At 52.3% G+C, this 16,536-nt stretch carries 13 protein-coding genes; all 13 read left to right on the top strand.

Features of this window, described 5'->3' with window-relative positions:
- Positions 1 to 197: 197 nt before the first annotated feature.
- The 13 genes from METMA_RS0104320 to truD all read left to right on the top strand — a co-directional run bounded on the left by METMA_RS0104320 (position 198) and on the right by truD (position 16,524).
- On the top strand, positions 198 to 2,012 hold the full coding sequence (locus tag METMA_RS0104320; RefSeq protein WP_020157843.1) for an EAL domain-containing protein: 1,815 nt from the start codon (positions 198 to 200) through the stop codon (positions 2,010 to 2,012).
- Between the two features lie 296 nt (positions 2,013 to 2,308).
- Positions 2,309 to 4,645 (top strand): penicillin-binding protein 1B, encoded by a 2,337-nt coding sequence (gene mrcB / locus METMA_RS0104315; protein WP_020157842.1) that lies wholly within the window; start codon positions 2,309 to 2,311, stop codon positions 4,643 to 4,645.
- Between the two features lie 12 nt (positions 4,646 to 4,657).
- On the top strand, positions 4,658 to 5,287 hold the full coding sequence (gene lolA, locus METMA_RS0104310; protein ID WP_020157841.1) for an outer membrane lipoprotein chaperone LolA: 630 nt from the start codon (positions 4,658 to 4,660) through the stop codon (positions 5,285 to 5,287).
- A 162-nt stretch (positions 5,288 to 5,449) separates the two neighbouring features.
- Complete coding sequence (locus METMA_RS0104305) at positions 5,450 to 6,754, top strand: replication-associated recombination protein A (RefSeq protein WP_020157840.1); 1,305 nt, start codon at positions 5,450 to 5,452, stop codon at positions 6,752 to 6,754.
- Between the two features lie 501 nt (positions 6,755 to 7,255).
- Positions 7,256 to 8,221 (top strand): acetyl-CoA carboxylase carboxyl transferase subunit alpha, encoded by a 966-nt coding sequence (accA, locus tag METMA_RS0104300; protein WP_020157839.1) that lies wholly within the window; start codon positions 7,256 to 7,258, stop codon positions 8,219 to 8,221.
- Positions 8,222 to 8,302: 81 nt separating this feature from the next.
- Positions 8,303 to 9,622, top strand: coding sequence for a tRNA lysidine(34) synthetase TilS (gene tilS / locus METMA_RS0104295; RefSeq protein WP_020157838.1), 1,320 nt, complete (start codon positions 8,303 to 8,305; stop codon positions 9,620 to 9,622).
- Positions 9,623 to 9,881: 259 nt separating this feature from the next.
- The gene (locus METMA_RS0104285; protein WP_020157836.1) at positions 9,882 to 11,513 is read left to right on the top strand and encodes a CTP synthase; all 1,632 of its coding nucleotides are present in this window, start codon (positions 9,882 to 9,884) and stop codon (positions 11,511 to 11,513) included.
- Positions 11,513 to 12,346 (top strand): 3-deoxy-8-phosphooctulonate synthase, encoded by an 834-nt coding sequence (gene kdsA, locus METMA_RS0104280; protein ID WP_020157835.1) that lies wholly within the window; start codon positions 11,513 to 11,515, stop codon positions 12,344 to 12,346. Before METMA_RS0104285 ends, kdsA begins: the two co-directional genes overlap by 1 nt.
- 23 nt (positions 12,347 to 12,369) lie before the next feature.
- Positions 12,370 to 13,650, top strand: coding sequence for a phosphopyruvate hydratase (gene eno / locus METMA_RS0104275; RefSeq protein ID WP_020157834.1), 1,281 nt, complete (start codon positions 12,370 to 12,372; stop codon positions 13,648 to 13,650).
- A 75-nt stretch (positions 13,651 to 13,725) separates the two neighbouring features.
- The gene (ftsB, locus tag METMA_RS0104270; protein WP_027147024.1) at positions 13,726 to 13,995 is read left to right on the top strand and encodes a cell division protein FtsB; all 270 of its coding nucleotides are present in this window, start codon (positions 13,726 to 13,728) and stop codon (positions 13,993 to 13,995) included.
- Between the two features lie 136 nt (positions 13,996 to 14,131).
- Positions 14,132 to 14,824 carry a 2-C-methyl-D-erythritol 4-phosphate cytidylyltransferase gene (gene ispD, locus METMA_RS0104265; RefSeq protein ID WP_020157832.1) on the top strand — a complete coding sequence of 231 codons (693 nt, stop codon included), beginning with the start codon at positions 14,132 to 14,134 and terminating at the stop codon, positions 14,822 to 14,824.
- Complete coding sequence (gene ispF, locus METMA_RS0104260) at positions 14,821 to 15,294, top strand: 2-C-methyl-D-erythritol 2,4-cyclodiphosphate synthase (protein ID WP_020157831.1); 474 nt, start codon at positions 14,821 to 14,823, stop codon at positions 15,292 to 15,294. The genes ispD and ispF overlap by 4 nt, the downstream gene beginning before the upstream one ends.
- Before the next feature lie 204 nt (positions 15,295 to 15,498).
- Positions 15,499 to 16,524, top strand: a complete 1,026-nt coding sequence (gene truD, locus METMA_RS0104255; protein ID WP_152565006.1) for a tRNA pseudouridine(13) synthase TruD — start codon at positions 15,499 to 15,501, stop codon at positions 16,522 to 16,524.
- Positions 16,525 to 16,536: the final 12 nt, after the last annotated feature.

The raw sequence follows: 16,536 nt of genomic DNA, 5'->3' as shown, positions 1-16,536 counted from the left end.
GCAATGAATATCAGTATAAATGAGCAATATCATGGGAATTCCAGGTTTCTTATTTATACTGAAAAATATTCTTGATATTAATTTTTACAATAGCGGCAGTCAGGCTTTTTGATTATTTCAATCGTCTTAACTTCATCTGTTGTAAATATATTAAATATTAAGAAGAAAAAGTTAACTCTGTGTTAAGGCAGGTAAAAATGTTGAGCAGTTTACAAAAACAACAAAAGATTATTATTGCTGATGCAGACCCTGACTCACGAGCCGAAACCGTGGAATGTTTGCAAGCGAGAGGATTTCATAATCTGACTGTTGTCATTGACGGCAACAGGATTTATGAAATGCTGCGCGCTTATCAATATGAGCCTGAGCAATTGGGATTGATGATTATTGATGAAAAACTGCCCCAGTTTCGGAGCGAGGAATTGCGCAAATACCTGTCGAACGAGAACGAAGCGGTTTTCTTGCCTGTCATTGTGCTCGTCAGCGATCGGTCAAAAAATAGTGATCTTGCGTCAGTAAAAAACCAATGCCAGTTCTACATGCTTGCCCGCCCCTTCCTGCCGACCGAATTGCTTATTCTGGTTGAGTTTCTTTTGGTCTTGAAGAATGAGCGTTTCCTGCGTCATAAGCAGAAAGAAGAACTGATTACCGAACTGACCACGCGCAAACTGCTCGATGCAAGATTGAAATATCTGGTCGTTCATGATGATCTGACCGGTTTGCTAAACCGGCGCAATCTTGAGCAGCATCTTTATCTGGTGCTGCATAAACACGCCAAATTTCAGCAAAATGGCGTGCTGCTGTTTATCGATCTGGACCGGTTTGGATTGATCAATGATCTGGAGGGGTTTGAGGCCGCGGACCGGCTTCTTATTGAAGTGGTTAACATGATCAGAACGGCCACTTGCGAAAAAGGCCTGTTCGCCCGCGTCGGCTCCGACGAACTGTGTCTGTATCTGGAAAATACCACTATTGAAAACGCAAGTATTATCGCGGAACACATTTGTAAAAGACTGGATGAGTTTCGCTTTATCATGGCCAATGCCTGCTATCACATTACAGCCTCTATCGGCATTGCCTCGTTAAAATCCTTTCAAATTGTCAAGCATCCCGGTGAATTGATTTCAAGAGCGCACCAGGCTTGCGCGATAGCCAAGAGCAAGGGCCGTAACAGGGTATGGCAATATTGCGAGGACGATCAGGCTTTCAAGGAAAGGCAGCGCGATATTTATTGGGTCCCCTTGATCAGGGATGCCTTGTTAAACGACAAGTTCTTTCTTGTTTTTCAGCCGATAGTCGGTTTATTGGACGGCGAAATATCCCATTACGAAGTCCTGATCAGAATGAGGGATGGCGGCGAGCGCGTTATCAGTCCGGGCGAGTTTATTCCGGTGGCGGAAAGAATGGGGCTTATCCATGGCATTGATGCCTGGGTGGTCGATAAAGCCATCGATTTCTTATCCTCGCTGCCGCCGGAGTTTTCGCATATCCGCCTGGCGATAAACCTGTCCTGCATGGCCTTTCAAGATGATTCGATAGCGGCTTTTATCCGGCAAAAACTGGATATGTCCTGGGTCAGCGGCGACCGTCTCACGTTTGAAATCACCGAAACGGCGGCAGTGGATAATTTTGAACAGACCCGATCCCTGATTGATCAGATCCGGGCATTAGGTTGTCATATCGCATTAGATGATTTCGGCGCCGGTTTCTGTTCGTTTAACTATTTAAAAATATTCCCTGTTGAGTATGTGAAAATCGACGGCCAGTTTATACAAAATCTGGTCAATGATGAAACGGACCAAATGCTGGTGCGCTCGATGCAGCAGATTGCCCGGAAACTGGGTAAAAAAACCATTGCCGAATATGTTGAATGTCCGCAGACTATCAGAATTTTGAGGGAAATCGGTATCAATTACGGCCAAGGCAGCATTTTTGGCCAACCTCTCGAGCAACTGTCGGCTCAGAGCGCCTTTCAGACGCATGATTTGGCCGAGAACCACTGTTTTAGCTAATCCCATCCAGTATTTGCGCAACAAATTTCCCTGAGCCGGTTATCAGGGCGGGCCATGTTGCCGGTTAACTGGCAGTCAGGCCGCTATATAGGGAAATGCTGTCGCTCACTCTAACCTGACGATAATTTTAGCTGCCTGCATTTAATCGTTTTTTAAAGGCCGGACGGTATTATTCATTTATTGTTCATGTTATACGGATAGATTGGGGCTTGCTGATTCAGGTATTCCTATTTATGTATAATACAGGGTGCTGTCAGGGATGATACTTAATGAAATGATGAATGTAGTATGAGGCTATGGTAGAAAAAACAAGAAAGCGCGGTGTTCGGTATGTCCAGAAAAAAAAGCCAAAGAAACCTGATTCTCACTGGGTTAGAAATACAGTCTGGATTATTGTTGCTGGATTTACATTCGTTTTACTGAGCTATATCGGTTATCTGGATTACAACGTACGCGAGAAGTTTGAAGGCAATCGTTGGGCGATTCCCGCCCGGGTCTACGCCAGTCCGGTTGAGCTTTATGCCGGCTATGGTATTTCCGCCGCCAAGTTTGAAGAGTTACTGCAGAGGCTGCATTATCGTCAGGATGCCCGGCTATTGTCGGAAGGCTCCTATTTCAGACAGGGACAATCGATTAGCTTGAAAACCCGTAATTTTGCCTTCTGGGATCAGCCTCAACCCGCCAGCCTGATCCGTCTGAATTTTTCCGGCTCGACCGTAGCCGGCATCGTTGATCTGGCGGAGTCTAAGGAAGTCGCCATCGTGCGCATGGATCCCGTGCAAATCGGCAGCTTTTATCCGACTATCAAAGAAGACCGGATATTAATCAAATGGCAGGATGCGCCCGACGCGCTGGTCAAAGGCTTGCTGGCGACCGAGGACCGGGATTTTTACGACCATTTCGGTATCTCATTGAAGGCCATTGCCAGGGCCATGTGGGCCAATTTTCGCGCCGGCGGCATCGTCCAGGGTGGCAGCACCATCACTCAGCAGTTGGTCAAAAACTTTTATCTGACCTCTGAGCGCAGCCTGTGGCGTAAGATCAATGAAGTCTTCATGTCGTTGATACTGGAGGCCCGGTTCAGTAAGAACGCCATTCTTGAAGCTTATTTAAATGAGGTTTTTCTCGGCCAGGACGGCGGCAGCGCCGTGCATGGCTTTGCCCTGGCCAGCGAATTTTATTTTGGCAGCAATTTAAAAGACCTGCCGCTGGAACAGATTGCCTCGCTGGTCGCCCTGGTGCGCGGGCCTTCTTACTATGATCCCCGGCGCTACCCCGATCGCGCCCTGCAGCGGCGTAACCTGGTCCTGAGCGAGATGGCCGCCGAGGGCTATATCACGGACCGGCAGGCGGAAGAGGCAAAGGCAAAACCGCTGAATGTCGTTGCGCGCACCCATCGCTCGGCCAACCGCTATCCTGCTTTTCTCGACCTGGTCAAGCGGCAATTAAAACAGGAATACCGCGAGGAAGATTTGACGTCCGAGGGGTTGAGGATTTTCACGACGCTGGATACCCTGGCTCAAGATGCATTGGAGCAATCCATTACCACTAAGCTGAATCAGCTGGAAAAACGGCCTAAGGCCAAAAAGCTGGAAACGGCTGTTGTAGTGACCCGTAGAGATAGCGGTGAAATTGTTGCGCTGGCCGGCGGTCGGCAACACACGGCGGCAGGATTCAACCGTGCCCTGGATGCGGTCCGGCCGATCGGTTCCCTGATCAAGCCGGTCATTTACCTGACCGCGCTGGAGTATCCGGACAAGTATACGATTACCACCCCGATAAGCGATACCGCCATCCATATCAAGGGCGCCAATGGTAAGGTCTGGGCGCCTAGAAATTACGACCACAGGGAGCACGGCAATGTCGGACTGCATACAGCCCTGACGCATTCTTATAATCTGGCGACGGTACGCATAGGCATGGATGTCGGTATTGCCAGAACGGCCAAGACCTTGAGAAACATGGGCGTTACCCGGCCTGTTGACCTGTTTCCGTCATTCTTGCTGGGGGCCGCGGAGTTAACTCCCATGGAAGTCACGCAGATGTATCAGACGTTGGCCGGCGACGGTTTTTCAACGCCGATACGCGGCATCAGAGCCGTGGTCGCGGCCAATGGCGAGCATCTGCAAAGTTATCCGTTCATCGTCCGGCAGGCGGTCGATCCTGCCGCCACGTATATCGTTAATACCATCCTGCAGGAAGTCATGCATAAGGGAACAGGGCGTTCAGCCTATTCGGCATTTCCTGGCGATTATGGCCTGGTCGGCAAGACCGGCACGACCAATGATTCCAAAGACAGCTGGTTTGCCGGCTATACCGGTGATTATTTATCGGTGGTCTGGGTGGGACGCGATGATAACAAACCGGTCGGTTTAACGGGCTCAAGCGGAGCCTTGCAGGTCTGGATATCACTGATGCGGCAGATATCGACGCAACCGGTAAACCTGATTCCTCCGGATAATATCCAAATGGCTTGGGTCGATCCTTATAGCGGCTTATTGGCGAATGAAGCCTGCGAGGGCGCGCGCGAGTATCCTTATATCGCCGGTTCCGCGCCAGTTGAATACGCGGCATGCGTCGATGCGCCTGTCAATGAGTTTAATACATTTTTCAAGAGTATTTTTCCGCAATAATTTAAGGTATCTATGAACAAAGTTAGTTATTTTCACTTGATTTTGCTGGCATTCGCCTTTTTTAGCGCCGCCGGCCATGCGGAAGACAGGCCGGCCCGGGAACTGAAAGCGTTTCTGGATACGACAAAGACTCTGACAGCCGATTTTAAACAGGTGCTGATCAATGAGGCCGGCGATCCGGTGCAAACCAGTTATGGCATTTTTTATCTGCAACGGCCCGGTAAATTTCGTTGGGATTATCAAAGACCTTTTCAACAGCAAATCATAGCCAATTCCGGCAAGGTCTGGTTTTATGACACGGATCTGGAGCAAGTCACCATTAAAAAGCTTGATGAGTCACTGGGCTCCACGCCGGCACTGCTGTTAAGCGGCGAGGTATCCCTGGAGGATAATTTTATTATGGAGCAACAGGGCGAGGATGAGGGGCTGCTTTGGGTAAAATTACTGCCTAAAAACGAAGAAAGCGGATTTAAATATGTTTTGATCGGTTTGAACAGCGGGATATTGGGCGGCATGGAATTAAGCGATAACTTCGGCCAGCTGACGCGCATTTATTTTTCCAATGTCAGGATCAATCAGGCAATCAGGCCGGATTTGTTTCAATTTCGCGCACCCAAGGGTGTCGATATTTTTTCTGAATAGTCGATCGCCATTGCGCGAGACATAAACACCAAACAGGATACGAAGCAAATATAACCCTGAATGAGCGTCACGGTAAAAATCTCAGTTATAGCGATGCAGCAATAATCAGGAAAAACTGTCCGAACGGGTGTATCTTTAGCCTTTTATCTTCTCGACCTTTGTATGTTTGAAGACTTGACCCAACCCTTGGCCGACAGGATGCGGCCTGCAACATTGGATGATTACGTCGGCCAGCAGCATGTTTTGAAGCCCGGCAAGCCCTTGTATGAATCCATCGTTTCAGGCCGACTGCATTCGATGATCTTCTGGGGACCGCCGGGCACTGGCAAAACAACGCTGGCGCGTCTTGTCGCCCATCAATCCGATGCCGAATTCATGCCCATTTCCGCCGTGCTGGCCGGCGTCAAGGAGATCCGTGCGGCTGTCGCCGAGGCCCGGAAGATCCAGCAGCAACAGCACAGGCGCACGATTCTATTCGTCGATGAAGTCCATCGCTTCAATAAATCGCAGCAGGACGCTTTCCTGCCGCATGTGGAAGACGGCACGGTTTATTTTGTCGGCGCGACGACTGAAAATCCGTCTTTTGCGCTTAACAATGCGTTATTGTCGCGGGCTCGCGTTTATGTCCTCAATGCGTTGACGCCCGACGATCTGCTGGGCGTATTGAACAAGGCATTAACGGACCCGGATCGAGGACTGGGCAAGCGGGCTGTCGAAATGGACGACAGCATTAAACAGCAATTTGCCCAGGCGGCCGATGGCGATGCCAGGCGCTTGCTGAATCTGCTCGAAATCGCTGTGGAACTGGCCGCCGCCAACGACAGCCGGGTCCTTGATGAGAAAATCGCCAGGGAAGTGCTGACCGGCGGCGTGCGGCGGTTCGATAATCAGGGCGAGGAATTTTACAATCAAATCTCAGCCTTGCATAAATCGGTGCGCGGCAGTTCTCCCGATGCCTCGCTTTACTGGCTCTGCCGGATGATCGATGCCGGCTGCGACTTGACTTATCTGTCCAGGCGCATCGTCCGGATGGCTTCGGAAGACATCGGCAATGCCGATCCCCGGGCGCTGCAGATTGCCGTTAACGCCTGGGAAACGCAGGAGCGGCTAGGCAGTCCCGAGGGCGAACTGGCATTGGCCCAGGCCGTCGTTTATCTGGCCTGCGCGCCTAAAAGCAATGCCGTGTACATGGCTTATAACGCGGCCATGCGCGATGTCAGGTCGAGCGGCAGCCTGGGCGTACCCGTGCATTTGCGCAATGCGCCGACCAAGTTGATGAAGTCGCTCGATTACGGCAAGGCATACCGTTATGCCCATGATGAGCCGGAAGCCTACGCGGCCGGCGAGAACTATTTTCCCGATAAATTGGCGGGAACCCGGTATTACCAGCCTGTGGATCGGGGACTGGAGATTAAAATCAAGGAAAAGCTGAGGCATTTGCAAGAGCTCGACCGGCGCTCAAAGTGACCTTGTTTTTACGCTTCATTCAATCAATTCAAGGATGCATGCAGAAGGCGGATAGAAAAACTGCTCCTGCGTTTTCGACATTCGCCGCATCCTTGTGGCTTAGGATTTGGTCGTCAATAATGTCCCTGTCTAAACATAGGATGTGCCGATGACAGGAGGCGCATCGTTTGCGAGCTTTTGGTCAGCACATCCTATGCAAGATTCCAGTTTCAGGAAGTCATTTTTCAGCCAAATCCTTAGCGGGTAGCTTAGCGGGTAGGCAGGGTTGGAGCTTTGCGGAAACCCAGCATAAGGGGCTTCGAAATGCTGGGTTTATCAACCCAGCATTTACACACTGTGAGAATGCCAGTTAAAAACCTTGCGCCCTTCATTGAGCACTAATAATTTGCCCAGACTGATTGAAAATGCCGGGCTTCTTTAAACAAACGGGAAATTTTTTAGAATTAAATATGGTTTTTCTATAAAATTCCCTTTTCAGCAAAATTTAACAGCCAAGTCTCCATGGATCTAAAATTCCTCGATTTTGAACAACCCATCGCTGAATTAGAAGCGAAAATTGAAGAGCTCCGCAATGTGGAGTTTGATAATAATATTAATATTTCAGATGCGCTTAAGCAGCTTGAAGACAGAAGCCTTTCCTTAACCGAGTCGATTTTTTCAGATCTTTCCGACTGGCAGATTTCCCAATTATCAAGACATCCCGGTCGCCCGTATACGCTGGATTACATTGAACACATGTTTACCGATTTCCATGAGTTGCATGGCGATCGCTCCTATGCCGATGATCCCGCTATCGTTTGCGGCCTGGCCCGGCTGGAAGGTCAACCGGTGATGGTTATCGGTCATCAAAAGGGGCGCGATACGAAGGAAAAGATCTATCGCAATTTCGGCATGCCGCGTCCCGAGGGGTACCGCAAGGCCCTGCGGGTCATGAAGATGGCCGAGCGCTTTAAAATGCCGGTCATTTGCCTGATCGACACCCCGGGCGCTTACCCGGGCATCGGTGCCGAAGAACGCGGCCAGAGCGAGGCTATTGCCAGAAACCTGTTTGAAATGGCGAAACTGAGAACTCCCATTATCTGCACGATTATCGGCGAAGGCGGCTCCGGCGGCGCGCTGGCAATCGGTGTAGGCGACCGGCTGATCATGCTCGAATACAGCACCTACTCGGTTATCTCGCCGGAAGGCTGTGCATCCATTCTATGGAAAAGCGCCGATAAATCGCAATTGGCGGCGGAAGCGATGGGCATTACTTCCGATCGTATTCGCGAGCAGGGGCTTCTGGATGAAGTGGTCAGGGAGCCATTAGGCGGCGGGCACAGGAATTTTCAGACGATTGCCTTGAATTTAAGGGAAGCGTTGATTCGCCATATGGATGAATTGAAAGGACAGCCTATTGAAGCCATACTGGAAAATCGATATCAGCGGATTATGAGCTTCGGCGCCTTTATGGAGGAAGGCCGATAAATTTCGGTTAATTATTCGATCTTCAGGCCGGCATTTGCCGGCCTTTTGTTTTTCTTATCCCTGCCTTTCAGGCCATACCGCATGCTGTCATCATCAATCATAGAATCGGCGCTGGATCAGGTTAAACCGAACGCGCGTCTTTATATTGCCTACAGCGGCGGTGTCGATTCTCATGTGTTGCTGCATCTGTGTGCGTCAATAGCAGGCCTCGGCGATAAAATGACCGCGGTTTACGTCCATCACGGCCTGCAGGCGGAAGCCGGAGTCTGGGCCGAGCATTGCCGCAAAACCGCTGAAGCGCTCGGTATTCAGTTCAGGGCCTTGCGGGTCAATGCCGTTGCAGGGCCTGGCGAAAGTCCCGAGGAGGCGGCAAGAAACGCGCGCTATAATGCGTTAAGAGCGTTGATCGGCGCTAATGACGTACTGCTGGTGGCGCAGCACCGGGAAGACCAGCTGGAAACGGTGCTGTTGCAGCTGTTCCGCGGCAGCGGCCTGCGTGGATTGTCCGGCATGCCCGAATGCATGGCTTTCGGCCGGGGCGTCATGCTCAGGCCGTTGCTTAATGTATCCAGGCAGGCGATAAGGCATTATGCCGAATCGCATGCACTAAGCTGGGTGGAAGATCCCAGCAATCTGCATAATGATTACGACCGTAATTACCTGCGCAATACCGTCGTGCCGCTAATTAAACAGCGCTGGCCGGCTTGCGATAAAACAGTCGCCCGTTCGGCAAGGCATTGCGCCGAGGCGCAGGCCGTGATGTCGGTCATTGCCGATGATTTATTCCATGCCGTTTTCAATGAAGCCGACAAGACCTTGTCGATCAGCCGGTTGAAGCAATTAAACAAGCACAGGCAGCAACTGGTCATCAGACACTGGTTTCAGACATTGGGCCTGAAAATGCCGGCCCAGGGGTTTGTTGAGCGGATTCTCACCCAGGTCGTCGCGGCAAGCAGGGAGAGCCATCCTGTGCTGTCCGGGCAGGGCCATAATATACGGCGCTACCGCGACAAGCTGTACTGCCTGAGGCACGCGCCAAAAGCGACTTTGCAGGATATTGACTGGCCCGCCGGGCAGGCCTCGGTAAAACTGGCCGATGATCAGTATCTGCTTTGCCAGCCTTCATCGGCCGGAATAGCGCGTGAGCGGTGGCGGCGCGGCAGGGTGGTTGTCAGATTCCGGCGCGGCGGTGAAAAGATTCTGCTGCCGGGCCGTGAGGGGCATCATGTCCTTAAAAACCTGTTTCAGGAGGCGGGCATTCCGCCCTGGGAAAGACAGGGCATGCCTTTGGTTTATCTGGATGATCAGCTCGCGGCTGTCGGCGATAAATGGATCAGCGCAGAATTTTATAGCGAAGAAACAGACGCTTGCGTCAGGTTGTATCGGAAAAGCCAAGAATAAAACCTGAAAGACAATGACGAATTTGGCATTGTCGATTAAAATGCACCTGTTTTGCGGCTCCATGGACGGGGATAGGGCGATGCAGGGGACGATTGCTTGCAACTGCTGCATAGAGGCGATATTTGCTGCTGCAATTTCGGCAGGCATCACATCCGCGTGGCTTATGCAGGAGCTACACCCTCCGGGGTACAAGGAGCAATGCAGGAAGCAATTGCCGGCATCACTTCATCAGTTACCATCTGAAGTCTAAAAATTCTACATGACAAAATACATTTTCATTACCGGCGGCGTTGTATCATCTCTTGGCAAGGGCATTGCCGCTTCTTCGCTGGCTGCTATTCTTGAGGCCCGCGGCCTCAAAGTCACCATGACCAAACTGGATCCTTATATCAATGTGGATCCGGGCACGATGAGTCCTTTTCAGCACGGCGAGGTGTTCGTTACCGAGGACGGCGCCGAAACAGACCTGGACTTGGGCCATTACGAGCGGTTTCTTAAAACCACAATGACCAAGAAGAACAATTTCACCACCGGCCAGATCTACGAAAGCGTACTGCGCCGGGAGCGCAAGGGCGAATATCTGGGGGCTACGGTTCAGGTCATTCCGCATATCACCGACGAGATAAAACGCCGCGTTTACAAGAGCGCCGAGGGCATGGATGTGGCACTGATCGAGGTCGGCGGCACGGTCGGCGATATCGAGTCGCTGCCCTTTCTGGAAGCCATCCGCCAGTTACGCGTTGAATTGGGCGCCGATAGGTCGCTGTTTATTCATTTAACGCTGGTCCCGTATATCCGTTCCGCCGGCGAACTGAAAACCAAGCCGACCCAGCATTCGGTCAAGGAATTGCGCACTATCGGCATCCAGCCCGATATCCTGATCTGCCGTTCCGAACAGCCGGTGCCGATCAGCGAGCGGCGTAAAATCGCCTTGTTTACTAATGTCGAGGAAAAAGCGGTCATTACCGCCGTCGATGCCGATTCGATCTATCGCATCCCGCTGTTGCTGCATGACCAGGGGCTGGACGATATCGTCGTGCATAAACTGAGGCTTGACGTGCCGCCGGCCGATTTAACCGAATGGCAAAATGTGGTCGAAGCGCTGACTCATCCGATTGATGAGGTCAATATTGCCATCGTCGGCAAGTATGTCGATCATACCGATGCGTACAAATCGTTGAATGAAGCCTTGATTCACGCCGGCATCCGGACGCGCCACAAGGTCAATATCCATTATATCGATTCGGAAATCATCGAAGACGAGGGCGTGGCCGGACTGAAAGGCATCGACGCCATTCTGGTGCCGGGCGGCTTTGGCGAGCGCGGCGTGGAGGGCAAAATCGCCACGGTTAAATACGCGCGCGAAAACAAAGTGCCTTATTTGGGCATTTGCCTGGGCATGCAGGTTGCCGTGATCGAGTATGCGCGTGATGTGGCCGGACTGGAGGGCGCGCATAGTACGGAGTTTTTGCCTAAATCACCGCATCCGGTTATCGGCTTGATTACCGAATGGATGGATGAAGGCGGTCAGATCGAAACGCGCGATGCCAACTCCGACTTGGGCGGAACCATGCGTCTGGGCGGCCAGCAATGCGTGCTGCAGCCTGATTCGCTGGCTTTCCAGCTTTATCATAAAGATGTGATTACCGAAAGACATCGCCATCGTTACGAATTCAATAATCAGTATTTTGCAAAACTCGAAAAAGCAGGCCTGCGCTTTTCGGGCAAATCGATCGACGGCCGTCTGGTCGAAGTCATTGAAATTCCGGAGCACCCCTGGTTTCTGGCGTGCCAGTTCCATCCCGAATTCACCTCGACGCCCAGAAAAGGACATCCCCTGTTTTCAGGATTCGTCGTTGCCGCCGCCAAGCATAAAAAGGAAACCGTATAATGAAATTGTGCCATTTTGAAGCCGGTCTGGATCAGCCGTTTTTTTTGATCGCCGGTACCTGCGTCATTGAAAGCGAGCAAATGGCGCTGGATACGGCGGGCTATCTCAAGGAAGTCACCTCGGCATTGAATATTCCGTTTATCTACAAGTCATCCTTCGACAAGGCCAACCGGTCCTCGCATGAAAGCTACCGCGGACCCGGCGTGGAACAGGGACTGAAAATCCTGGAAAAGGTCAAACAGCAAATCCGCGTGCCGGTCTTGACCGATGTGCATGAAGACACGCCGCTGGCCGAAGTGGCTTCGGTTGTCGATGTCATGCAGACGCCGGCCTTTTTGTGCCGGCAGACCAACTTCATCCAGAGCGTCGCCGCTCAGGGAATCCCGGTCAATATCAAGAAAGGCCAGTTCCTGGCGCCCTGGGATATGCTCCATGTCGCCAATAAAGCCAAGGCCACTGGCAACCAGCAGATCATGGTCTGCGAGCGCGGTGTGTCGTTCGGCTATAACAATCTGGTGTCCGATATGCGTTCATTGGCCGTCATGAGAGATACCGACTGCCCCGTCGTTTACGATGCGACGCATTCGGTGCAGTTGCCGGGCGGGCAGGGCACGTCTTCGGGCGGTCAGCGCGAATTTGTGCCGGTATTGGCCAGGGCGGCCATGGCCGTCGGCATTGCCGGACTTTTCATGGAAACGCATCCGAATCCGGCCGAGGCGTTAAGTGATGGTCCGAATTCCTGGCCATTGCACAGGATGAAGGAATTATTGGAAACATTGGCCACGATCGACCGGGCCGTCAAATCAACTCAGCTAATAGAAACAACCATATAACTTAAATAATAATAGGAGTCATCATGGCTAAAATAGTCGATATTCACGCTAGAGAAATTCTTGATTCGCGGGGTAATCCAACCGTTGAAGCCGATGTTGTTTTAGCTTCCGGCGTGACCGGCAGCGCCATGGTGCCTTCCGGGGCCTCGACTGGTGAGCGCGAAGCGATAGAACTGCGCGACGGTGATAAAAGCCGGTATTTGGGCAAAGGCGTATTGAAGGCCGTGGCCAATGTCAATGACGAAATTCGTGCCGCGATTATCGGCATGGATGCGTCCGACCAGGCCGCGATCGATCAGAAAATGATCGAACTGGACGGTACCGACAACAAGGGGCGCTTAGGCGCCAATGCCATTTTATCGGTCTCCATGGCGGCGGCCCACGCGGCAGCCAGGGAGGCAGGCATGCCGTTATACCGGCATTTGAACAAAAGCGGCGAGTTCATCATGCCGGTGCCGATGATGAATATCATCAACGGCGGCTCGCATGCCGATAACAGCGTTGACCTTCAGGAATTCATGATCTTACCGGTAGGCGCGCCGTCTTTCCGGGAAGCGATCCGTTATGGCGCCGAGGTATTTCATCATCTGAAAAAAGTGTTAACGGCAAAAGGCCTGGCCACGACCGTCGGCGACGAGGGCGGATTCGCGCCGAATCTCAGTTCCAACGAAGAAGCGATTTCCGTCATCATCGAAGCCATCGAAAAGGCCGGTTACAAGCCGGGAGTCGATATCTGCCTGGGTCTGGACGCGGCCAGTTCCGAGTATTTCAAGAACGGGCGGTATGAATTGTCGGCGGAAGGCAAAAGTTTCGATTCGGCGCAGATGACCGATTTCTTTATGGATTGGGTCTCAAAGTATCCCATTATTTCCATTGAAGATGGCCTGGATCAGAATGATTGGGCCGGCTGGAAAGTACTGACCGAAAAACTGGGCGACAAGATCCAACTGGTCGGCGATGATCTGTTTGTCACCAATCCGGCCACCCTGAAAGAGGGCATCGATAAAAACATCGCCAATTCCATTCTGATCAAGCTCAACCAGATCGGCACCTTGTCGGAAACGCTGGACGCGATCAATACCGCGCACGCCGGCGGTTATTCGGCGGTTATGTCGCATCGTTCCGGCGAAACCGAAGACACCACGATTGCCGATCTGGCCGTGGCCACCGGTACCGGGCAAATCAAGACCGGCTCTTTAAGCCGTTCCGATCGCGTTGCCAAATATAACCGGCTGATGAAAATCGAGGATGAACTTGGCGACCTGGCTAAATACGCAGGCCGCAGTGCGTTCAGAATGCTGTAATCGCAGGTGATGATTTTCGGATAATCGCAGGGGCGGCCGGCAGGCCGCCCGCTATCTCGTTCCGAGGGCAGACCAATAAAAAATCTTATAATAATTATCATCTTGCTGATCGTTCATCTTCAATACCGGTTATGGTTCGGCGATGGCAGCATTCGGGAGATTCAAGCGTATCAACAACGTCTCGATGACTTGAAGGAACGCGTGGAAGAAAAAAAGGTGCGCAATGAAGCGCTTTACGCCGAAGTGCTGGACTTGAGAAGAGGACAAGCGGCCATAGAGGAAAGAGCCCGGTATGAGTTGGGGATGATTAAGGAAGATGAGACTTTCTTCCAGGTTTTGGAATAATAATCAGCTTATAGTGATGGGCGCGGTGTTGCCTGTCCAAGATAGCGGGGGCGGATGGCTTGATCGTTTGTCCGTCTTTTTACCGATAAAGCGGTGAGCGGCACAGCGTGCCATCACACTATTCGATTAGTAATAAATGACCGAGACTACAAAATTCTGGGGTATTGTGCCCGCGGCCGGTGTCGGCAAGCGCATGCAGGCGGACCGGCCCAAGCAATACCTTGAACTGGCCGGCAAGCCCGTGATCGAGCAGACCTTGTCGCGCCTGCTGCAGGCCAATGTGTTTGAAGCCGTCGCGGTGGCCGTATCCAGGGAAGATCCTTACTGGCCCGATCTGGCCATAGCGCGGCATGAGCGGATTCTGACCGCCCCGGGCGGCAAAGAGCGGGCTGATTCGGTGCTTTCGGCGTTAAAGTCGATAAGGGATAAGGCATCGGATACCGATTGGGTTCTGGTGCATGACGCGGCCCGCCCATGTATCACGGCTGGCGACATTCATCATCTGATCGCCTGTCTGATCCATGACGACGTGGGCGGCATACTGGCCCTGTCTTCGCACGACACCTTGAAAAATGTCCAGGATGGCCGTATTGCCGGCACGCTGGATCGGAACCATATCTGGCGGGCGTTGACGCCGCAGATGTTCCGTTACGGCATGTTAAAAAACGCCCTGGAAGAGGCCGAGGGCAATCCGGCCATCACCGACGAGGCCAGTGCGCTGGAATTGAAAGGGTTGCGGCCGAAAATCGTCGAAGGCCGCCCGGACAATATAAAAATCACACGGCCGGAAGATTTACCGTTAGCACAATTTTATATGGAACAACAATGATCAGAGTTGGACAAGGTTATGACGTGCATCGCTTCAAAGAGGACGGCGACGTCATTTTAGGCGGCGTAAAGATAGATTATGAAAAAGGCCTGGAAGCGCATTCCGACGGCGATGTCGTGCTGCATGCGTTAAGCGATGCCCTGCTGGGCGCGGCGGCTTTAGGCGATATCGGCAAGCATTTCCCCGATACCGATCCCGAATTTAAAGGCGCCGACAGCCGCGTTCTGCTGCGCCATGTGTACGGCATCGTGCAGGAAAAAGGCTACAGCCTGGTCAATGCCGATATCACGATCATCGCCCAGGCGCCTAAAATGGCGCCCTACATCAGTGCGATGTGCCGCAATATCGCCGATGACCTGAAAGTCGATGTCGATTGCATCAATGTCAAGGCGACCACGACGGAAAAACTCGGCTTTGAAGGGCGCAAAGAGGGCATCGCCGTTCAGGCCGTCGTCTTGATAGAAAAATAACAGTGACGTGACTAAATAAGGGACATGACATAAATCAGGGAGTGTCGATGCGGATTCACTTGTGCCTTAGAAGGTATGGGACCTTGCGAATGAATTCGCACCTACATCGGAGATCATCCGCACCCTTGATGACGTTATTTTATGCCTGTCCCTAAGCAAGCCATCATATCGCTACCCAGCCCCTATTAACCAGCCGAGCCGAACTTGACACAATCGATTGAACTACCCGAGTGGCCCTGTGTGTATGGCGGTCCCGCCGGCCGCGGCAAAATCCGCACGTTGCCGGAAGACTTTGTTGTCGACGAACATCTTGCCTTTGAACCGTCGGGCGCCGGCGAGCATGTGTTCCTGCACATCGAAAAAAAGGATGAAAACACCGATTACGTGGCCAGGCAGCTGGCCCGGTTTGCCGATGTCAGGCAGCGGGATGTCAGCTATGCCGGCCTGAAAGACCGTCATGCCGTTACAACGCAGTGGTTCAGTGTCTGGCTGCCGGGCAAGGAAGATCCCGACTGGAAGCAATTTGAATCCGACAACGTCAAGGTGCTTACCGCTGTCCGCCACGCCAGAAAATTAAAACGCGGGGTTTTATCCGGCAACAGCTTCAAGCTTGTCGTGCGGGACTGGCAGGGCGATCAGGAACAGACCATCGCTCGTCTGGAAGCCATGAAAGCAGGCGGCATCGCCAATTATTTCGGCCCCCAGCGTTTCGGCCATGAAGGGCGCAATGTCAGCCATGCATTGGCATTATTTCAGGGTGTGAAAGTCAAACGCGAGCAGCGCGGCATTTATTTATCGGCGGCCCGGTCTTATCTGTTCAACCAGATTTTAGCCAGCCGTGTCGCGCAACAAACCTGGAATCGGGCGGTTGCCGGCGATACCTATATGTTTGATCAGTCGCACAGCTGTTTTAAATCGGATCAGCCCGAGCAGGACATCGTCCAGCGGTTACAGAGTCATGACATACATCCGACCGGCGCATTGTGGGGCAAGGGCGAACCAGGCGTATCGGCCGATGCCCTGGCGATTGAGCAAGCGGTTATCGAGCAATACGAGCCTCTGGCCCGGGGACTGATCAATACCGGTATCGAGATGGACAGGCGCGCGTTAAGGGTGAATGTCCGCAATCTGCTATGGCAGTTTATCAGCGATCAGGTGTTAGTGCTTAGTTTTACCTTACCGGCCGGCAGCTATGCGACGGCGGTATTACGCGAAATCATCGAAGTATAAACAGAGAGACTA

The sequence above is a fragment of the Methylobacter marinus A45 genome, assembly GCF_000383855.1.
Lineage (GTDB): Bacteria > Pseudomonadota > Gammaproteobacteria > Methylococcales > Methylomonadaceae > Methylobacter > Methylobacter marinus.
This window is presented reverse-complemented; position numbering and strand designations above follow the sequence as displayed.